We start from the raw sequence: 19,223 nt of genomic DNA on the forward strand, positions 1-19,223 counted from the left end.
GCAACACCACGGAACACCGAGACGGCCGCGGCCAGGGTTGGCCGCGGCCATCTCGCGCGTACAGGATGGGCCGGTGAGGAGCGCATGAACGACGTCGCACCGCCGGAGGAGCCCGCAGCCCGCGAGCGAATCCTCGCGGCCGCCGAGGAGCTCTTCGCCGAGGGAGGCTTCGACGCCACGCCCACGTCGCGCATCGCGGAGCGGGCCGGAGTGCCGAAGGGCCTCGTCCACTACTACTTCAAGCGCAAGCCGGACCTGCTGTCCGCGCTGGTCGAGCGGTTGCCCGAGGACCGCATCGACGTGGCCGCGGTCGTCGTGCCCGGCGACGTCGCGGCCAGCCTGCACCAGCTCGTCGACGCGTTCGACCGGGCGCTCGACTCGTCGGCCGTGCTCTCCCACCTCCTGTGGCGGGAGTCCGACACCCACCCAGCGGTGCTCGACGCGCTGCAGGCGCGCTTCCAGCGCATGGTCGGGCAGATCCGGGACGTCGTCGCGGCCGCGCGTCCGGACGGCTGCCCGCGGGCCGACGTCGACTGCGCGGCCCAGCTGCTCGCCTCGGCGATCAGCTACCGGCACTCGGTGGCGCGGCACGCCGGGGACGGGCAGGAGACGATGCACCGCGAGCTGCGGTTCCTCGCCGACGCGCTGGCCGCCGGAGCCGGCGTGGGAAGTGGTGTCGCTTAGTCTTTGGCGGTGCACCGCAAGATCGGGGTGATGGGCGGGACGTTCGACCCGATCCACAACGGGCACCTCGTGGCAGCCAGCGAGGTGGCGAGCGGGTTCGGCCTGGACGAAGTGATCTTCGTTCCGACCGGGCAGCCGTGGCAGAAGTCCGACCGCACCGTCAGCCGGGCCGAGGACCGCTACCTCATGACGGTCGTGGCCACCGCGTCCAACCCGATGTTCTCGGTGAGCCGGGTGGACATCGACCGTCCCGGCCCGACCTACACCGCCGACACGCTCACCGACCTGCACACCGAGTACCCCGACGCCGAGCTGTACTTCATCACGGGCGCCGACGCGCTCGCCCAGATCCTCACCTGGGAGCGGCTCGACGAGCTCTTCCGGCTCGCCCACTTCGTGGGCGTGACCAGGCCGGGGTACACGCTCGACGACGACCACCTACCGGACGGTGCGGTCTCGCTCGTCGAGGTGCCGGCGATGGCGATCTCGTCCACCGACTGCCGCAGGCGCGTGGCGAACGGGCGCCCGGTCTGGTACCTCGTGCCCGACGGGGTGGTGCAGTACATCTCCAAGCGCCGCCTCTACCGCGACCAGGCGTCCTGACCGGCACGAGTCAGCCGCCCACCGCCGTGAGCCGGTCGGCGTCCGGTGAGTTCGCGGGTGCGGTGAACCGGCTGGGCCACGATGTACCCCGATCAACCCTGACGGCTAAGGGCGCGGGTGGGGGACCGATGATGTCGATGCCGTGCGCGGCCGCGATCTCGGTCAGCCGTGAGACGTCGGGGGTGGCACCGCCCTCGCCTGCGGCCGCCGCGAACCGCTCGAACGCCGGCCCGTGGTGCAGGGTCAGGTAGCGCGCCGCCTCGCTGGTGACGACGAAGCCGTGGGGCCGCCCGGCCGGCAGCACAGCGGCGCAGCCCGCGCAGGCCTCGTACTCCTCTCCGTCCACGACGAGCCGCAGCGTGCCCTCGAGCACGAGGAAGGTCTCGCAGTCGTGGCGGTGCAGGTGCATCGGGCTGCCGTGACCGCGCAGGGCCTCGGTGTCCAGCACGGCGAAGGTGTCGCCGGTGTCCTGCCCGGAGACCCGCACGCGGTACGCCTGGCCGAGGAAGGGGATCGCCCGCTGGGTCTGCGGGGTCGTCACCACCGGCGTGACGATTCGCGACGCGGGGTTCGGCTCGGTACCGGTCATGGGCCGGGAGTCTGCACCCGACGGGCGGTCCACCGCACGCCGACGGCACATGAACCGCGGGTGGCCCGGTTCCTCCGCTGGTACTCAGAACTCCTGGCGCAGCGGGGGGACCTTCGCACTCGTCAGCAGCATCGTGGTGCCGTCGGCCTCCTTGGTCACCTCGATGGCGTCCATGCAGGAGTGGATCATCAGGAGGCCGGGTCCCTCGAAACCCTCGGGCTCGGGCGTCCAGTGCTCACCCCCTGCCACGGCCACGAGGACCCGCCGCCCGCCGTCCGGTTCGGCGTACTGGCGCGCGGCCACCCGCACCTCCGCACCGATTGCCGAGGGGTGGGTGTGCTCCACGGCGCTGGTCACGGCCTCGTTCACGGCCATCACGACGTCGTCGACCTCGCGTGCGGGCCAGCAGAGCGCTCCGAGCCACCGCCGGAACCGCTCGCGCACGACCGAGAGCGACACCGGATCGGCCATGAGCACCATCGAGATCACGTCGTCCGGAGGATGCAGCGGGCCCACGAGAGAGGCTCAGGCCGCAAGGGCCTCGTCGAGGGTGCGGTAGAGCGACAGCACCTCGTCCAGACCCATGGTGCGAATCGGCCGGATCACCGGCCGGGTCGGATCGACGACCACCCGCAGCGGTGCGCCCAGCTCTCGGCCGTCGTCGTGCAGCGCGACGAGCAGGCCGAGCCCGGACGAGGAGAGGAAGTCGACCTTCGTGAGGTCGAGGATCACCGGCCGCTGCGCCGATTCGTGCAGCGCCTCATTGCCGGCCTCCATCAGCCGTCCTCCCGTACTCAGGTCCACCTCGCCCCGCACGACCAGCACCAGGCACCCGTTGCGGTCGTCACGCTCGATCGTCATCAGTTGCTCGGCCGGCGGCACCCCGCCGAGTGGGCCGTTCATGCTGGCGCAGCGTACAGCGGTTGGCATCCGTGTCGTCCGATCGCGGGCCCCCTGTCGTGGTAAGGCGGGTGGACTCGCGCACGACGCGGTGGGCGAGCGCGACGACCTCACGCAGGCCGCGCCGGTCGAGCAACCGCGCGACGTCCCGGGCGGCGGCCGCTGCTACACCGTCTGGCTGCTCCGCCTCCTCGGCGGAAGCGGCGTCCGTGCGGGCGGGGTGCTCGGCCGCCTCGGCGGCCTGCTCGTCGCCGATGGTCGCGTCGGTCGCCTCGTTGGTCGCAGTCATCTGCCCTCGCAGCCCTCGGACGTCCGCACACCGACCCCATTCCCACTTCGCGGGCGCGGGAAACCACCTCGCGCCGGACCGCCTACCCGCGCCGCCGAGCGGGACTGGGACAATGGGTGGGGAGCAGGTGGGCGCGACCCGCCGGGGAAGGGGAACGGGTGACGGCGACCGACGACGCGCTCGACATGGCCCGGGTGGCCGTGGCCGCCGCGGCCGACAAGAAAGCGCAGGACATCGTCGTGCTCGACGTGTCCGACCAGCTCGTGATCACCGACTGCTTCGTGATCGCCTCGGCGCCCAACGAACGGCAGGTGCAGGCCATCGTCGACGAGGTCGAGGAGAAGCTGCGCCGCCACGGCGCGAAACCGACGCGCCGCGAGGGCACGCGCGAGGGGCGCTGGGTGCTCCTGGACTTCGTGGACGTCGTGGTGCACGTCCAGCACACCGAGGAGCGCGGCTTCTACGGGTTGGACCGGCTGTGGAAGGACTGCCCGCGGGTCGCGTTCCCCGAGGCGGTCGTCGACTCCGGCGCATCCACCGATGTGACGGGACCGACCGGGTGAGCCTGCGCAGGCTGGTCCTGATGCGCCACGGCCAGACCGACTACAACGTGAACGGCCGCATGCAGGGGCATCTCGACTCGATGCTCACCGAGACCGGCGTCGAGCAGGCGAGCGCCGCGGCCCCCGAGATCGCCCGGCTGACACCCGACCGGCTGATCAGCTCGGACCTGCGGCGGGCCGTGGACACCGCCGACCTCGTCGCCGCGGCGTGCGGCCGGCCGGTCAAGCTCGACGCCCGGTTGCGGGAGACCCACCTCGGGGAATGGCAGGGCCGCACGGTCGCCGAGATCGAGGACGGCTGGCCCGGCGCGATCGCCGCCTGGCGCTCGGATCCTGGGTGGGCACCGCCGGGCGGGGAGTCCCGCATCGAGGTGGTGCGCCGCTCGCTGCCCGTCGTCGAGGAGCTGGACGACGAGTACGGCTCATCGGGACCGGAGACCACGGTCGTGCTGGTCGCCCACGGCGGCCTGATCGCCGGGCTGGTCTGCGGGCTGCTGGCGCTGCCCGCCACGGCCTGGCCCGCGATCGGCGGGATGGGCAACTGCCGGTGGGCCGCGCTGGCTCGCCGGGACGACCACCCGCGCTGGCGGCTCGCCGGGTACAACGTCGGTGTCGGTACGTGATCGCCCGGCCGTGACGGTGAACGGCCCGGTGCTGCTGGTGCTCGGCGACTCCCTCGCCTTCCACGGCCCGGAGCGGCCCGAACCCGCCGACGACCCGCGGCTGTGGCCGAACGTCGCCGCGGCCGCACTCGGCGCGCGTGCGGAGATCGTCGCGGGCACGGGGTGGACCGCGCGGCACGCGTGGCATGCGCTGATCTCCGATCCGCGGGTGTGGGCCGTGCTCCCGGCCGCCGATGCGCTCGTGCTGGGAGTGGGCGGGATGGACACGCTCCCGTCCCCGCTGCCCACCGCGTTGCGCGAGCTGATCCCCGTGCTGCGGCCGGAAGGGCTGCGCCGCCGGGTCCGTGCCGCCTACCTGCGTGCGCAGCCCGTGCTCGCCCGGACCTTCGCCGCGGTCCTGCCCGGAGGCGGCCCGGTGGCACTGCCCCCGCGGCTCACCGTGCGGTACCTGGAGCGGTGCCGCAGCGCCGTCCTCGCGGTCCGGCCGGGTCTGCCCGTCGTGGCCGTGCTCCCGCCGCCGCACCGCGCCGAGTGCTACGCGTCGCTGCACCCGGGCCGTGCGGCCGGCGAGCGGGCCACCCGGAGGTGGGCCGAGGAGTCCGGGGTGGCGCTGCTCGACCTGCCCGCCCTCGTCACCGACCACGTGCTCGGCGGCCACGGCAACCCCGACGGGATGCATTGGGGCTGGGACGCCCACGCCGCGGTCGGGGAGGCGTGTGCCGGGTTGTTGGGGCGCTAGGCTCCGGCGTCGTGCCCGTCGCCGTCGTCACGGACTCCACCGCGTACCTCCCGAAGGGCGTGGCGGAGGACCAGGGGATCGGTGTCGTCGCGCTCGAGGTCCGGCTGGGCGACCGGGCCGGCCGCGAGGGCATCGACATCGACGCCGCCGAGCTGTCCGCGGCACTCGCCGACCGGCACCTCGACGTGCAGACGTCGCGGCCGGCGCCGGCCGAGTTCGCCGACTGCTACCGCGCCGCGTTCGACGGGGGGGCCGACGAGGTGGTGTCGGTGCACCTGTCGCGGGAGCTGTCCGGCACGTGGGACGCGGCCCGCCTGGCGGCCGAGGAGTTCGGCCTGGACCGCGTGCGCGTCGTCGACTCCCGGTCCACCGGGATGGGTCTGGGCTTCGCGGTGCTGGCCGCGGCCGAGGTCGCCCGGGCCGGGGCGCACGGAGACGAGGTCGCGGCTGCCGCCGAGGCCGTCGCTGCGCGGTGCCGCCTGTTCTTCTCGGTCGAGACGCTCGACCGGCTCCGCCGCGGTGGGCGCATCGGCGCCGCCGCCGCCCTCGTCGGCACCGCCCTTGCGGTCAAGCCGCTGCTGCACGTCGCGCACGGCCGCATCGTGCCGCTGGAGAAGGTCCGCACCACGGCCCGCGCGGCCCAGCGGCTCGTGGAGCTCGCGGTGCGGGCGGCGGGGGACGGGCCGGTCGACCTCGCGGTGCACCACCTCGCCGCGGCCACCCGCGCCGAGGAGGTCGCCGCGCGGCTGCGGGAGCGGTTGCCCCAGGTGGCGCGGTTGCTGGTGTCCGAGGTCGGTGCGGTGATCGGGGCACACGTCGGGCCGGGCCTGCTCGGCGTGGTCGTCGTGCCGAAGGGCTGAACGGGCCCGCCCCGGGCCCGCCGGTGCTCGGCTCCGTGGTCGATCGCTCGTCACGTGAGCTTCTCGACGTGGGTGTTGGCAGCGGTGAGAACGGCGCCGTCGGACCGTTCCACGCGCAGCGCCGGAACCGGGGTGCCGGTGTCGTCGTCGACCAAGACCGAGTGCGGCTCACCAGTCTCGAACGCATGCGCCTCGCCCCACTGGCGCAAGGCCACGATCACGGTGAAGAGCCGCTCTCCGGAGTCCGTGAGGACGTATTCGTGGCGCTTCCCGGACGGAGCGGTCTGCCGGCGCATGACGCCGTGGTCGACGAGGCGGCGCAGCCGGTCGATCAGGATGTTCTTGGCGACGCCGAGGCTGCGCTGGAAGTCGGTGAACGACCGTGTGCCGCCGACGGCATCGCGGAGGATGAGCAGGCTCCACCGGTCACCGACGAGATCCACGGCGCGCGCGACGGGGCAATGAGGGTCGGACCACCCGCTCGACGGCGCGGTGGCCCGGTGTTCCGAGGTGCCTGACGGCACGCGTTCGGGCTCAGTCGGTTGCATATTACTACCTTTGCGCCTACGTTGCTGATTGGTTGCATATTACTACCGATCGGATCCCGGTGCTGCCCTCGACACCAACGCTGCCCACCATCGGCCTCACCCCGTCGCGCCGCCTGTTGCTGGCGGTCCTGTGCGCGGTGTCGGTGGCGAACGTCTACTACGCCCAGCCCCTGCTCGAGCGCGTCGCGTCCGACATGTCGATCTCGACCGGGCACGTGGGCTGGGTGGTGGCCGTCGGACAGGCGGGCTACCTGGTCGGCCTCGCCGCGCTCGTCCCACTGGGCGACTGGCTGAACCGGCGGTGGCTCATCCCGGCGCACCTGCTGCTGATCGCGGTGGGAACCGCGGTGGTGGCGACCGCGACGACCTCAGCGGCGCTCTACGCCGGGATGGCGCTCGCCGGTGTCTTCTCGGTGGTCGTCCAGATCGCCGTCGCCTACACCGCCGCGCTGTCCCCTCCCGCGGAGCGCGGCCGGAACCTCGGGACCGTCACCTCCGGGGTGGTGGTCGGGATCATCATGGCCCGCACCGCCGCGGGGTTCGTCGCTGGCATCGCCGGATGGCGGGGCGTCTACGGGTGCGCCGCCGCCGTGGCCGTGGTCATGGCCGTTCTGACCTGGATGTCGCTGCCCGACGACCAGCCGCGCCCGGGACCGCGCCCGTACGGGCGGGCGGTCGCCTCGGTGCTCGTCCTCGGGGCGACCGACCGGGTCTTCCGGACGCGGGCGCTGATCGCGTTCTTCCTGTTCGCCTCCTTCGGCGTGCTCTGGAGTGGTATGGCCCTGCCGCTGAGCGACGAGCCGTGGCGGCTCTCCCCGGCGCAGATCGGCCTGTTCGGGTTCGCGGGCCTGGCCGGGACCCTCGGTGCCGCACGGGCCGGTCGGTGGGCCGATCGCGGCCGAGCAGGCGCGGTCACGGTGGCGTCGCTGGTCGTGCTGATCGCGTCGTGGTGGCTCATCGGACAGGCCGGGCACGCGTTGTGGCTCGTGGCCGCGGGTGCCGTGCTGCTCGACTTCGCCGTCCAGGCCGTGCACGTCACCAACCAGAACCTCGTCGTCGCCAGGGACCCGGGCTCCAGCAGCCGCACCATCGGGGCCTACATGATCTGCTACTCCCTGGGCTCGGCCCTCGGCGCCGTCACGACCTCGACCCTCTACGAGCGCATGGGATGGCCCGCCGCTTCGGTCGCGGGTGCCTGCTATGCCTGCGCCGCGCTGCTGATCTGGCTCGTCGACCGGGTCGTGCCCGACCGCCGTGCACGCACCGACGTCGACTGAGACCTCGAACGCGTCCCGGTCGGTGCGACGTGGTCCCACGGCAGGCTCCGACCCGGACCGAACCGCGCCCGGCGCCGCTCGGCCGCTGCCTTCCGGGCTTGATCCGCGCCGGCGCTCCTCCAGCCGGCTCCGTGACCACACTGGTCGGTCACGCTCCCGGGGCCGGCGGAGCGCGGGTGCGCCGCCGCCGTATCGACCGCCGACCGTCTGCCGCGGATCCACGACGGCCGGGTGGTCATCCGGAACCGCAGGGATCTCACAGCGTGACCATGTCCCGCAGCTGCGCGAACCGCCGCTCCCCGATGCCCTCGATCTCCCGCAGCTGCTCCACGCGCGTGAACCGGCCGTTGCGAGTGCGCCATTCGAGGATCCGCTGGGCCGTGACCGGTCCGACACCGGGAAGGGCGTCCAGCTGATCGATGGTGGCGGAGTTGAGGTCGACCTTGCCGGCGGGAGCTCCGCCTGCACCCGGCGGCGGGGTGCCGGGCGCCGCAGCCGGGGCTGCGTCCGGTGCAGCCGGAACCCCGACCGCGACCTGCTCGCCGTCGGCGACGCGCCGCGCCAGGTTGAGCGCGGACAGATCGACGCCCGGAAGCGCCCCACCGGCCGCTTCGAGCACGTCGGCGACGCGGGCTCCCTCCGGTACCTCCACCAGGCCGGGCTGGTGGACTTTGCCGGAGACGTTGACCACGAGGAGGGCCGGTGGTGCGGCCGGCGCCGCGGCCGTGGTGGCGGCGGCCGGGACGGGAGCCGCCGACGCGGCGGTCTCGGCCGCCGACACGGTGAGCGCGGGCAGGTCGGGCACCGGCTCCGCCCGTGGCCGCTCGAACCAGACCCCCACGGCCGCCACCACGGCGGCGACCGCCGCCACGAGCGCGAGTGCGGTGGCACCGGGCCGGCCGGGGTCGACACGCGCCCCGCGCCATGCCGTGGGCGCCAGCCGGCGCAACACGGCGCCGATGCGGCCCGGCGGCTCCGGGTTGGGCGCCGGGCGGGGGTGCGGCTCGATGCCGTCCGCTTCGTCGTCCGGCGCCAGGCGGTGCAGCGACCGCCTGGGCCCCGCTCGCGGTGGCGCGTCGCGCAGACCGGCCAACAGGATCGGCACCGTGGGTGGATCGAGCCGGTCACGCGCGGGCGGCACACCTTCCGGCCGGAGCGGCGGCCACACGCCTCCTGCACCCACGGAACCGCCGTTGGGACCACCCTCCGGATCGGGCGACTCGGGCAGGACGAGGAACTCGGATCGCGTCATGTGGCCGACGGTAGGTCCGTGCGAGCGCGGTGGACGGATGTCCTCGTGAGCTGTGGATGGCCGTGGGGCGAGGTGGACAACTCGTCGCGCCACCGGAGGAGCTGTCGGTGCCATCGGCGCACGGCCGGGCCGCATCGATCCACGACCATGCCGAGCCGGTCGGGGCCGCCGGCACGATCACCCCCGCCACCAGGCCTCGATCGGCGCGGTGGGGTCGCTGTGGCCGACCATCAGCCGGAGCGACCGGCGCGTCTCCGGGTGGTCCGTGCCCAGCACGGACAGCCGCCGTCGATCACGAGCGCGAGCAGCGCCAGTGCCCGCACGCGCAGGCCCGTGTGCAGCAGCACGCGGGTGAACGTGAAGGTCCAACGGAGGGCCAGCGGGTCGTACGGCCCGACCATCTTCTCCAGCTGCTTCACGTAGACGTGCAGCGCCACGGCGGCATCGTCGAACCGGCCCGCGTCGATGTGTGCACGCCCGCTTGCTGGTCCACGCGTCCACCGCCCACTCGGCCGTGCCGACGAGGTAGGTGATCGCGAGCCCCACGGCGAGGCACGCCGCCAACCTCCGCATCCACTGCGGCGTGGCATCGACGCCCCCGACCAGGACGGCGGTCCCGACGCCCGCGGCGAACAACACCACCGCGCACACCCCGATCACGACGGCCGCGGGCATCGGCGTCCGGTGCCGGAGCCGGTTCGAGGTCTTCGGTCCTCCGGGGGCCGCAGCCGTGCCGGGTACGACCCGCGACAGAGCGAAACGGTTGGGGTGGGCGGGCGCCGCCCCCCGGTATCCAGCGTGGTGGGGCGGACCGACGGTCGGGGCGGGTCGGTGTGCGGTGGCGGCGAGTTGTCCACCTCGCGGTCCGGCCATCCACAGGTTCGCGCGAGCCACGCCCCCCACGCCCGATCGCTCATAGCGTCGGGCACGTGACGCTCCCCGTCCGCTTTCGGGCCCCCGACCTCGACCCGGTGCGCCGCCCACCCGACCTGCGGCTCGTACCGGCGGCGCTCGCCGTCTGGGCCGTCGTGCTGCTGGGCATCACGCTCGGGCCGGTCGCGGGCGTGGTCGTGCTGCTCGGGTGCGTGCTGCTCGTCGGGATCACGGCGACGCGGCACCGGGGCGCCGCCCGAGCGGGCATGATCATCGCGGCCGGCGGCAGCGCGGCCGCGGCAGCGCTCGTTGTCACCGCCCACACGCTGCTCGTCGTGCAGCACCCGTTGCGCGGCCCCGCCGAGGGAGGTGCCGCGGCCGGGCTGCGGGTCGTCGTCGCCGACGACCCGCGGCCGCTGCGGAGCCCGGGTTACGGGGCCCGGCCCGGCGACGCGAGCCAGGTGCTCGTGCCGGCGGTGCTGCAACGCGCCGAGGTCGGCGCAGCCGGCTGGGCGGTGGGCGGGCGGGTGCTGCTGATCGCACCCGCCGACGGGTGGGCCGCGCTGCTCCCCGGCCAGGCCGCCACCGCCCACGGGCTGCTCGCCCCGGCAGGCCGGCGCGACCTCACGGTCGCGGTGCTGCGGGTCCGCGGCCCGCCGGGGGAGGTCTCGGCGCCGCCGTGGTGGCAACAGGCGGCGGGCGGGCTGCGGGCCGGGCTGCGAGAGGCCGCGGGCGTGTTGCCGCCCGCGCCGGGCGGGTTGCTGCCCGGCCTGGCGATCGGCGACACGACCCGGCTCACCCCCGAGGTCGAGGCGGACTTCCGGGCCGCGGGGCTCACCCACCTCCTCGCGGTGTCCGGGGAGAAAGCACGTCAGACACGTGTGTTGCCAGACCACATACCTCGCGATCACGCTCATCGCCACGGTGGCGCTGGTTCCGTCCGTGCCCGACACCGGCGGCGGCCTCGCCGACGGCCAGGTCAGGTACGCCTTCGCCCCACGGGTGCTCGCCGTGCTCGCCCTGTGCGCACTGGTGTTCGGGGCCGCCTTCGCCGCGCTGACCTACATCGTGCCGTTCCTGCAGGAGGTCACCGGCATATCCGGCGCGCTGATTAGCGTGTTCCTGCTCGCCTACGGCGTGGCCACCGCGGTGGGCTCGTTCGGCGGCGGCCGGTTCGCCGACCGGGATGCCGGGCGCACCCTCATCGTGGCGGCCGTCGGCGCCACGGGATCCTTGGCCGCGCTCCACCTCTTCGGCACGAGCCCGTTCCTCGTGGCGCTGCTCCTGCTGGCACTGGGTGCATTCGTCATGGGCAGCGGGCCGTCCCTGCAGTACCGCGTCGTCGCCCTGGCCGGCCCGGGCGGCCGGCTGGCGGGTCCGGTGGTGGTGGCCTATGAGGCGGGCCCCACGGGGTTCGGGCTGGCCCGGGCGCTGGCTGCGGCAGATGTGCGGTGCGAGGTGGTGGCGCCTTCGAAGATGGAGCGCCCGCCCGGAGACAAGGTCAAGACCGATCGCCGCGATGCCGAGCGGCTGGCTCGGCTGCTGCGCATCGGTGAGCTTCCCGGGGTTCGGGTGCCTTCCGAGGCCGAGGAAGCAGCCCGTGATCTGGTCCGGGCCCGTGAGGATGCTCGCGGCGGGCCGTCGCCCAGCGTCGTGCGCGCGGCGGCGATGGCGGCCGTCGTGCTGCTCGCGCTGGCGATGGGGCGGGGACGGTCCGCGGTCCCCGCGCTGGCGGCGGCGGTGCTGGTGCTGCTGCTGGCCGATCCGGCGCTCGCCGTCGACCCCGGGTTCGCGCTGTCGGTGCTCGCCATCGCCGCGCTGGTGCTGCTCGCCCCGGGCTGGTCGGCCGCCTTGCAGCGGCGCGGCGTGCCGCGGTGGGTGGCGGAGGCGCTCGCCGTTCCGGCGGCGGCGTTCCTCGCCACCGCCCCGCTGATCGCGGGGCTGAACGGACAGGTCAGCCCGGTCGCGGTGGTCGCCAACCTGCTCGCGGTGCCCGCCGTCGCCCCGGCCACGGTGCTGGGTGTGCTCGCCGCGGTGGTCTCGCCGCTCGGTGCGGTGCCGGCGCAGGCGTGCGCGTGGGTGGCCGGGCCCGCCGTCTGGTGGCTGGTGCTGGTGGCCGACCGGTCCGCGGCCGTGCCCGGCGCGGTGCTCGGCTGGCGCGACGGGCTACCGGGCGCCGTCCTGCTGGGTGTGCTGGTGCTGGGGCTGCTGTGGTTCGGTCGGTCCCCGCGGTGGCGGGCGCTGCTCCTCGCAGTCGCACTGGGGCTCGCACTGGTGCTCGTGCCCACCCGCGTCGTGCCGCCGGGGTGGCCGCCTCCCAGGTGGGCGGTGTTCGCCTGCGACGTCGGTCAGGGCGATGCGATCGTGCTCGCCACGGGCCGGCCCGGGTGGGTCGTCCTGGTCGTGCTCAGCCACCTGCACGCCGACCACGTCGGCGGGCTCGCGGGCGCGCTGCGCGACCGCCCCGTCGGTGGCGTGGCGGTCGGCCCGGTGCGTGAGCCGGGGTGGGCGTTGCGCGAGGTCGCCGGCACGGCGGCGGGTGGCGGTGTCCCGCTGGTCGGGCTCGCCGTGGGCAGGCGGCTCGAATGGCCTGCGCTCACCATCGACGTGATCGGTCCGCAGCACCCCGCCGCGTTCGTCGACGGCGACGACGGCTCGGCGGTCAACGACGGCTCGCTGGTGCTGCGCGCCCGCACCCCCGCGGGCACCGTGCTGCTCACCGGCGACGTGGAGCTCGCCGCGCAGGCCGACCTGCTCGCGTCCGGAGCCGACCTGCGCGCCGACGTGTTGAAGATGCCGCATCACGGGAGCCGGTACACGTCGGTGGCGTTCCTCAACGCCGTGTCTCCGCGTGCGGTGCTGGTCAGCGTGGGCGCCGGCAACGGGTACCGCCATCCCGATCCGGGCCTGGTGGGCGGTCTCGAGCGGGCCGGCGCCGCGGTGCGTCGCACCGACCTCGCGGGCGATGTCGCCGTGGTCGGCAGCTCGGCCGCGTCTCGAGCTCGTCTCCCGCGGCTCACCGCTGCCGGCGCCGCGATGAGGACGGCGGGTGCGGGTCGGCTGGGTGTCGAGGAGGCTGGCCTTCATGACCACAGTCGCTGCAGCACGATCCGAAGCTGGAGGCCGCTGGTGCCGCCCGTGCGCAATTGATCAGCTAGATGAGATCACAAGTTGCATCCATACTTGGTGAAGTGGATGCAATGCTAGGCTGGGATCGCGTTGTCGAGCGAGTCCGGTCCAGAGGTGAGGTGTCATGGGCGCGCGAGGTCCGGGTCCCGGCGACTGGTCTTTCGAGTCCACGAGCGCAGGCAAGGGTCGTACCTCCAGCGTCGCGATCGCGCAGGCACTGCAGCGCCGAATACTGACCGGGGAGATCGCGGTCGGGTCGTGGCTGCGCCACGAGGCCCTCGCCGCGGAGTTCGGTATCAGCCGTACTCCGATACGCGAGGCCCTGCATGTCCTCCAGGCGCGAGGGATCGTCACGATCGTCCGGAACCGTGGCGCCCGCGTGAACGGTCATTCGAGCCGCGACATCCGCGAGCTCGGCGAGGTGCGGTCCGAACTGGAGGGCTTCGCCGCCCAGCTGGCGGCCGAGCGCATCACGGACGAGCAGCTCGAGCAGCTTCGCGGTTCCTGGCGCGGCTTCCGCGATGCGATCGAGGAGTTCGTGCAGAAGCCGAGCCAGGAACGCGACGCGGAGACCGCTGCGCGATGGGTCGCGGCGAACGACGAGTTCCACAACCTGATCCTCGAGGCGTCCGGCAATCGGCAGCTGCGGGTGAGCATCCAGGAGATCCACCACCGGCTGCCGCCGAATTCGTCGTACCTCGCCTACTCGGGGCGGGAGAGGCTCCTCCGGCAGAACCTCGCGGAGCACGACAAGATCGCCGAGGCCATCGGCCGGAACGACGGTGCCACCGCCCGCCGCCTGATGACGGCCCATATCCGGCGGGCGGTCATGGCAACTGTGGACTGGATGGAGGGGAAGGGCCTCCTGCGGGATGGCGCGGAACCCGACGAGCCACTGGCCCGCTGAGGCGGCCGCGGCGTCGCGGCCGCCGGTCAGACGTGTTCCTCGATCCAGTTGCCGATCGGGTACTCGGCCACCACGGGTGCGTCCTGCTGGCAGTGTGTGCTGCCCGGGCGGCCGGAGCGGAAGACCATCAGCTCCTTGTCGGTGCTGCCCGCGGCGGCGACGAGCCGCTCGCCGTTGGCGACGCCGACCAGCGGATCGTCCTCCCCATACGCCGCGAGCAGCGGAGCCCGGATGTCCACGGCGAGATCGCGCACGTGGAAGTCCGCGAGCACCGCGAGGGCCTCGGCCACCGAGGTGGTGCCGGTGATCTCGGTGTACAGGCGGGTGAGGAACGCGACCCCGGGATCGTCCGGTGGGGCTTGCTCGATGCGGGCAGCGACGGTGCCGCCGAAGTCGAACGGGCCGCTGCACACGACCGTGGCACGCAGGCGTCGCTCGCGGGCCGCGGCGCGCGCTGCGTAGTAGCCGCCGAGGCTGTGCCCGATCAGCCCGATCCGGTCGGGGTCCACATCGGCCCGCCCGCGGAGCTGGTCGACGCAGGCGGAGACGGCCACCTCGAAGTCCGGCCGGGCCACCACGCCACGCCGGAGCGCCTCGCCCTGGCCCGGCCCGTCGAACACGAGAACCGCGTAGCCGCGATCGCACAGCGCGCGCCCGACGGCGAAGTACATCTCCTCGGCGGCGCCGTCGGTGCCCCCGATCACGATCACCGCCGGTGCCTCGGATCCAGTGGCTCGGTTCGGACTGCAGAAGTAGCCGGGTAGGTCGCCACCGGCGAACGGGATGTCCACGGGCTCGATCGGAACGGGGTGCAGTTCCGCCGCCGCCCGGAACGTTCGCCGGCGCCCGTCCAGAGACTCGAGCGATCGGCGATCGGATGGCATGAGGAACGCGGCGGCATTGCGGTGGTACATGCTCGAGCGCCACAGCACGTCGCGGGCGGCGATCGGGTGTGTCTTCGTCACGGCCTCGCCGTCGGCCTCCAGGCGGACCGCGAGCTCGTGGAAGGCGGCGTACCAGCCGTGGTGGTCGCCGGACGCGACGTCGGCCACCGCGGACGATGCCTCGATCAGGTCGGCACCGCCACGGCCGGCCAAGGCGATGAGCCTTCGCAGCTGGGACGACCAGAGCGGGTTGTCCACCCAGAAGGGTCCGGTTCGGTTGTTGCTCATGCAGTCGTGCCTCCGTCACGGGCGCGTGATGGCGCCGCGGTGGTCCGGTCTCCGGTCAGTCGCGGACGGGCCAGGGGTTGCGGCCGGGAAGGAGCAGGTGTCCGGCATCGATGGGGAGACCGATGCCGGTGATGAAGGCCGCCGCGTCGGAGCACAGCCAGGACACCGCCTTCGCCGTGGCCGCCGGCGGGAGGGCACCGGTGTTCGGCAGCAACGTCCAGTGGTGGACCGCGTTCAGGTAGTCCTCGCGGGTGCCGTCGGGCTTTCCGCTTGCGCGGCTCCAGCCGGCGGGGTGATCGTTGATCTTGGTGTCGGTGGTGCTCGGCAGAACCGCGTTGACGCGCACCCCGTAGCGGGCCAGTTCCAGCGCTGCGGTCTTCATGAGCCCGATCACGCCGTGCTTGGCCGCGACGTAGGGCGCCGAGAAGGGCGAGCCTTCCTGCCCGACGTTCGACGAGGTGAAGACCATCGTCCCACTGCCTTGCGCGATCATCTGGGGGGCCACGGCCTTGGCGCTGCGCCACACGCCCTCGAGACAGACTCCGATCTGGTCGTACCAGGCGTCGTCGGTGGTCTCCCACAGTGGCCTCGTCGACCAGTCGTAGATCCCTGCGTTGGCGACGAGCGCGTCGATGCGGCCGAGCTCCGCGACGCCGGCGGCGACGACGGCGTCCAGCCCGGCCTGGTCACGCACGTCGGCGACCCGAGCGACGCAGCGGCGACCCTCGGCCTCGACGAGGGTCCGCGTCGTCTCCAGGTCCTCCTTGGTGGCCAACGGGTACGGGACCGACTCGATGTCGGCGGCGATGTCGCAGACGATCACATCCGCGCCTTCGCGCGCGAACTCGAGGGCGATCTCGCGGCCCATGCCACGGCCACCGCCGGTCACGAACGCGACCTTCCCGTCGAACTGCCCCATGTGCGTGTTCCTCCTCCTCATCGCGTTCCTGCTCATCGACCGACGGCGTAGCCCTGCATGCCGCGCGGGTTGGCGGCAGCCCAGACGACGCCACGTGCCGGATCGCGCCCGGCGGCCGAGAGGCGGCCGAGCGCCCAGTCCCCGGCGAGGGTCACCTCGTGCCCGCGCCGGCGCAGCTCTTCGACCACCGTCGTGCCGATGCGGTCCTCGACGACGGCTCCGTTCGGCGTGCGCTGCCGGGGCCAGAACGAGCTCGGCGCGGACGTCGTGTGGAGGGCGGGGGCGTCGATCGCCTCCTGCGGGTGGTAGCCGCCGACGATGGTCCGCAGGAGGTACAGCAGCTGCCACTGGTCCTGCTGGTCCCCGCCGGGGGACCCCATCGCGGCGACGGGCTGGTCGTCGCGCAGCACGAGGGTCGGGGTCAGGGTGGTGCGGGGGCGGCACCCCGGAATGAGGGTCGAGGGCAGACCCTCCTCGAGCCAGGTCATCTGCAGCCGGGTGCCCAGCGCGAAGCCGAGAGCGGGGACGACCGGCGAGGACTGCAGCCAGCCACCCGACGGGGTGGCCGAGACCAGGTTGCCCCAGCGGTCGACGACGTCGAGGTGGCAGGTGTCGCCCCGGGTCTCGCCCGTCACCGTGACGGTCGGTTCGCCGATCGATCCGAGCCCGGCGAGCGTCGGTGCGTCCGCGACCTCCTCCGCGAGGGATGGGAGCCGAGGTTCGCGGCCCGCGAGACGGCCTGGTCGCAGCTCGCCGGACGCGGTCTGGCCGATCAGCGCCCGGCGCTGCGCCACGTACTCGGGATCGAGCAGATCGGCGGTGCGGACCGCGGGGCCGAGGCTCTCGCCGAACCACGCCTCCCGGTCCGCCAGCGCGAGCTTGGTCCCCTCGAGGATCAGGTGCGCACCGGTGCCCCGCAGGATCCAGGTCGTCGTCGTCGAACCCGGCGAGGACGGCCAGTGCCTCGAGCAGGGCAGGCCCCTGGCCCCAGGCCTCGGTCTTGGCGATCCGGTGTCCGCGGAACTCCCCGATCGCGGGCTCGGTGACGCGGGCGCGGTACCTGGCCATGTCGTCACCCGTGAGCACGCCCGAGAGATCGGTACCGGTCGAGTGCCGGTGGGGGACCGCGCAGAACTTCTCGATCGCCTCTGCGACGAACCCCTGCGCCCAGGCGCTGCGCACCGCGTCGATCCGGGCGGCACGCGTGGGTCCGTGCGCGGCGGCGCACAGGTGCTCGAGCGTGGCTGCCCACGCCGGGTTGTGGAGCAGCCGTCCCGGAGCCGGTGGGCGCCCGCCGGGCATCCAGAGGTCTGCCGAGTCGGGCCAGTGGTCGCGGAACAGCGCCTCGACGGTGGCGATGGTCTCGCACACCCGGGGTGCGGCCGGGAACCCGTGCCGGGCGTAGCCCATCGCCGCCGCGGCGACGTCGTCGACCTCCCACGTGCTGTGGTCGCGCAGGAGCAGCAGCCAGCCGTCCACCGCGCCGGGGACGGCCGCGGCCAGCGCTCCGGCGCCGGGCACGCGGTCGAGCCCCATGGCGCGGTAGCGGGCCGCGGAGGCGCCGGCCGGGGCCCACCCCTGCCCGTCGAGCACCCGGGGCGTCGCATCGGCCGCCGTGGTGAAGATCGCGACCAGGTCGCCGCCGGGTCCGTTCAGATGCGGTTCCACGACCTGCAGCACGAGCCCGGCGGCAACGGCGGCGTCGAAGGCATTGCCGCCACGCTCGAGCACGCCGATTGCCGTCCCCGACGCCGCCCAGTGGGTCGACGCGGCCATGCCGACGGTGCCCTCCAGCGTCGGGCGGGTGGTGAAGGCCGGTGGTGCGCTCAACCCGGATCTCATCGTGCGGTCCGAGGCGACGCCGTACGGACGGGCTGCTCGTGGTCCGGAACGGTGGCCACGGCGTCGGCCGGTGGAGGCGCTGCAGTGCGGCGGAGGTCGCTGCGGAAGCTTTCGCGGGTGAGGGCCGCGGCGACGACGGTGATCAGGCCGGCGCTCATCATGTACAGGGAGATCGGCCAGGTGGCGCCGCCCGACCAGGCCAGCAGCGCGGCGGCGACGAAGGGGGCGATACCGCCGCCCACGATTCCCTCGAGGTTGTAGCTCAGCGAGGTACCGCTGTAGCGGACCGTCGTCGGGAACATCTCCGCGTAAATGGTGCCCTGCACCGCGTACGGGACCATGCCCGCGACGGCGTACATCAGCACGACCGCAGCGATCGTCCCGGCAAGCGACCCGGTGTCGATGAGGGCGAAGAAGGGGAAGGCGAGGACGATCCCGAGCGCGGTGCCGACGAGGTAGATCCCTTTCCGGCCCACCCGGTCGGAGACGATGCCGAACGTCGGGATGAGCACGACCGATGCCGCGGCGGCGACAGAGACCGCGAGGGTCGCCCAGGTGCTGGTCCCGCCGACCTGGTTCACGATGTAGGACACCGTGAACGTCGTGACGATGTATCCCTGGACGTCACCCGCCAGCCGGAGCGCGACGCCCTGCACGACCCGACGCCAATGGTCCCGCAGCAGCTCGACGACCGGGATGCGATGTTCGGCGCTCCGTTCGGCACGCTCGCGGGCCTCGGCGAAGACCGGGGTCTCGGCCACGCGCAGGCGTACCCAGAGCGCGACGACGAGTAGGACGGCGCTGGCGAGGAAGGGGACGCGCCACCCCCAGGACAGCAGGTCCTGCTCCGGCAGCAGACCCACGAGTGCGAAGGCCCCGGTGGCCAGCAGCAGCCCGAGCGCGAGGCCGACCTGCGGGAAGCTCCCGTAGAACCCGCGCTTCCTTGGGGGCGCATGCTCCACCGCCAGCAGGACGGCGCCGCCCCACTCCCCGGACACTCCGAGGCCCTGCATCATCCGCAGGACGACGAGCAGGACGGGAGCGGCGGCACCGATCGTCTCCGGACTGGGCACGAGCCCGATCAGGAAGGTGCTCGACCCGGTGAGCAGCAGGCTCACGACCAGCAGTGTCTTGCGCCCGATGCGGTCGCCGAAGTGGCCGAACACCATCGCCCCCAGCGGGCGGACGAAGAACGCCACGGACAGGATCGCGAACGAGGCGAGCGTGCCGGCGGTACCGGACAGCGTCGGAAAGAAGATCTTGCCGAACACCAGCGCGGATGCGGTGCCGAACAGGAAGTAGTCGTACCACTCGATGGTCGTGCCGACGAGACTGGCCACCGCCACGCGCCGCAGCGCACGGGCGTCGGTGGGCGTCACGAGACGTGCTTCCGTCAAGGGAAACCTCCCGGTTGGAACTACCGAGGACGAAGCCGTCCCGGCGGGAAGAGGGCG

Annotated in this window: 19 protein-coding genes and 2 pseudogenes; 10 read left to right on the plus strand and 11 right to left on the minus strand. The window is 73.6% G+C overall.

Going from position 1 to position 19,223, the window contains the following annotated elements; all coding sequences use genetic code 11:
• Positions 1-84 precede the first annotated feature (84 nt).
• Both ABEA81_RS11670 and nadD read left to right on the plus strand, forming a co-directional pair.
• Positions 85-684: a TetR/AcrR family transcriptional regulator gene (locus tag ABEA81_RS11670; RefSeq protein WP_345604985.1), complete on the plus strand. Its 600-nt coding sequence runs from the start codon at positions 85-87 to the stop codon at positions 682-684.
• 9 nt (positions 685-693) lie between these two features.
• Positions 694-1,287: a nicotinate-nucleotide adenylyltransferase gene (gene nadD / locus ABEA81_RS11675; protein ID WP_425570511.1), complete on the plus strand. Its 594-nt coding sequence runs from the start codon at positions 694-696 to the stop codon at positions 1,285-1,287.
• 10 nt (positions 1,288-1,297) lie between these two features.
• Here the strand turns inward: nadD and ABEA81_RS11680 are convergent, their stop codons facing one another.
• From ABEA81_RS11680 to ABEA81_RS11695, 4 genes are all read right to left on the minus strand, one after another.
• A complete protein-coding gene (locus ABEA81_RS11680; protein WP_345604987.1) occupies positions 1,298-1,876 on the minus strand; it encodes a cupin domain-containing protein in 579 nt (192 codons plus the stop codon).
• An 84-nt stretch (positions 1,877-1,960) separates the two neighbouring features.
• On the minus strand, positions 1,961-2,356 hold the full coding sequence (locus ABEA81_RS11685; RefSeq protein WP_345605060.1) for an ATP-binding protein: 396 nt from the start codon (positions 2,354-2,356) through the stop codon (positions 1,961-1,963).
• A 45-nt stretch (positions 2,357-2,401) separates the two neighbouring features.
• Positions 2,402-2,758, minus strand: coding sequence for an STAS domain-containing protein (locus ABEA81_RS11690; RefSeq protein ID WP_345604988.1), 357 nt, complete (start codon positions 2,756-2,758; stop codon positions 2,402-2,404).
• Positions 2,721-3,065: a hypothetical protein gene (locus ABEA81_RS11695; RefSeq protein ID WP_345604989.1), complete on the minus strand. Its 345-nt coding sequence runs from the start codon at positions 3,063-3,065 to the stop codon at positions 2,721-2,723. The genes ABEA81_RS11690 and ABEA81_RS11695 overlap by 38 nt, the downstream gene beginning before the upstream one ends.
• Positions 3,066-3,223: 158 nt before the next feature.
• Here ABEA81_RS11695 and rsfS point away from each other — a divergent pair, with 158 nt between their 5' ends.
• Genes rsfS through ABEA81_RS11715 form a run of 4 tightly spaced genes read left to right on the plus strand, consistent with a single transcriptional unit; the run spans position 3,224 to position 5,850 of the window.
• The gene (gene rsfS, locus ABEA81_RS11700; RefSeq protein ID WP_345604990.1) at positions 3,224-3,628 is read left to right on the plus strand and encodes a ribosome silencing factor; all 405 of its coding nucleotides are present in this window, start codon (positions 3,224-3,226) and stop codon (positions 3,626-3,628) included.
• Positions 3,625-4,251, plus strand: coding sequence for a histidine phosphatase family protein (locus tag ABEA81_RS11705; RefSeq protein ID WP_345604992.1), 627 nt, complete (start codon positions 3,625-3,627; stop codon positions 4,249-4,251). Before rsfS ends, ABEA81_RS11705 begins: the two co-directional genes overlap by 4 nt.
• 10 nt (positions 4,252-4,261) lie before the next feature.
• Positions 4,262-4,990 (plus strand): diglucosylglycerate octanoyltransferase, encoded by a 729-nt coding sequence (gene octT, locus ABEA81_RS11710; protein ID WP_345604993.1) that lies wholly within the window; start codon positions 4,262-4,264, stop codon positions 4,988-4,990.
• Positions 4,991-5,001: 11 nt separating this feature from the next.
• Positions 5,002-5,850 carry a DegV family protein gene (locus ABEA81_RS11715; RefSeq protein ID WP_345604994.1) on the plus strand — a complete coding sequence of 283 codons (849 nt, stop codon included), beginning with the start codon at positions 5,002-5,004 and terminating at the stop codon, positions 5,848-5,850.
• A gap of 50 nt (positions 5,851-5,900) precedes the next feature.
• On the opposite strand, the gene ABEA81_RS11720 is transcribed toward ABEA81_RS11715, so the two are convergent.
• On the minus strand, positions 5,901-6,293 hold the full coding sequence (locus tag ABEA81_RS11720) for a winged helix-turn-helix transcriptional regulator (RefSeq protein WP_345604995.1): 393 nt from the start codon (positions 6,291-6,293) through the stop codon (positions 5,901-5,903).
• 164 nt (positions 6,294-6,457) lie between these two features.
• Here ABEA81_RS11720 and ABEA81_RS11725 point away from each other — a divergent pair, with 164 nt between their 5' ends.
• Positions 6,458-7,675: an MFS transporter gene (locus tag ABEA81_RS11725; protein WP_345604996.1), complete on the plus strand. Its 1,218-nt coding sequence runs from the start codon at positions 6,458-6,460 to the stop codon at positions 7,673-7,675.
• Positions 7,676-7,931: 256 nt separating this feature from the next.
• Here the strand turns inward: ABEA81_RS11725 and ABEA81_RS11730 are convergent, their stop codons facing one another.
• Positions 7,932-8,927 carry a helix-hairpin-helix domain-containing protein gene (locus tag ABEA81_RS11730; RefSeq protein WP_425570512.1) on the minus strand — a complete coding sequence of 332 codons (996 nt, stop codon included), beginning with the start codon at positions 8,925-8,927 and terminating at the stop codon, positions 7,932-7,934.
• 230 nt (positions 8,928-9,157) lie between these two features.
• The gene (locus ABEA81_RS11735; protein ID WP_345604997.1) at positions 9,158-9,364 is read right to left on the minus strand and encodes a hypothetical protein; all 207 of its coding nucleotides are present in this window, start codon (positions 9,362-9,364) and stop codon (positions 9,158-9,160) included.
• A 702-nt stretch (positions 9,365-10,066) separates the two neighbouring features.
• Here ABEA81_RS11735 and ABEA81_RS11740 point away from each other — a divergent pair.
• From ABEA81_RS11740 to ABEA81_RS11760, 3 genes and pseudogenes are all read left to right on the plus strand, one after another.
• A pseudogene (locus ABEA81_RS11740) lies at positions 10,067-10,648 on the plus strand (competence protein ComEC); the annotation flags it as partial.
• Between the two features lie 94 nt (positions 10,649-10,742).
• Positions 10,743-12,950, plus strand: a complete 2,208-nt coding sequence (locus ABEA81_RS11755; RefSeq protein WP_425570513.1) for a ComEC/Rec2 family competence protein — start codon at positions 10,743-10,745, stop codon at positions 12,948-12,950.
• Between the two features lie 103 nt (positions 12,951-13,053).
• The gene (locus ABEA81_RS11760; protein WP_345604998.1) at positions 13,054-13,836 is read left to right on the plus strand and encodes a GntR family transcriptional regulator; all 783 of its coding nucleotides are present in this window, start codon (positions 13,054-13,056) and stop codon (positions 13,834-13,836) included.
• A gap of 26 nt (positions 13,837-13,862) precedes the next feature.
• Here the strand turns inward: ABEA81_RS11760 and ABEA81_RS11765 are convergent, their stop codons facing one another.
• The 4 genes and pseudogenes from ABEA81_RS11765 to ABEA81_RS11780 all read right to left on the minus strand — a co-directional run bounded on the left by ABEA81_RS11765 (position 13,863) and on the right by ABEA81_RS11780 (position 19,148).
• Complete coding sequence (locus tag ABEA81_RS11765) at positions 13,863-15,008, minus strand: alpha/beta hydrolase family protein (protein WP_345604999.1); 1,146 nt, start codon at positions 15,006-15,008, stop codon at positions 13,863-13,865.
• A gap of 55 nt (positions 15,009-15,063) precedes the next feature.
• Complete coding sequence (locus tag ABEA81_RS11770; protein ID WP_345605001.1) at positions 15,064-15,948, minus strand: mycofactocin-coupled SDR family oxidoreductase; 885 nt, start codon at positions 15,946-15,948, stop codon at positions 15,064-15,066.
• Between the two features lie 11 nt (positions 15,949-15,959).
• Positions 15,960-17,769 (minus strand): annotated as a pseudogene (locus tag ABEA81_RS11775) (gamma-glutamyltransferase family protein).
• Positions 17,766-19,148, minus strand: coding sequence for an MFS transporter (locus ABEA81_RS11780; RefSeq protein WP_345605002.1), 1,383 nt, complete (start codon positions 19,146-19,148; stop codon positions 17,766-17,768). The pseudogene ABEA81_RS11775 and the gene ABEA81_RS11780 overlap by 4 nt, the downstream one beginning before the upstream one ends.
• Between the last annotated feature and the right edge of the window lie 75 nt (positions 19,149-19,223).

Origin of the sequence: Pseudonocardia adelaidensis (assembly GCF_039543345.1) — a bacterium.
GTDB classification, from domain to species: domain Bacteria; phylum Actinomycetota; class Actinomycetes; order Mycobacteriales; family Pseudonocardiaceae; genus Pseudonocardia; species Pseudonocardia adelaidensis.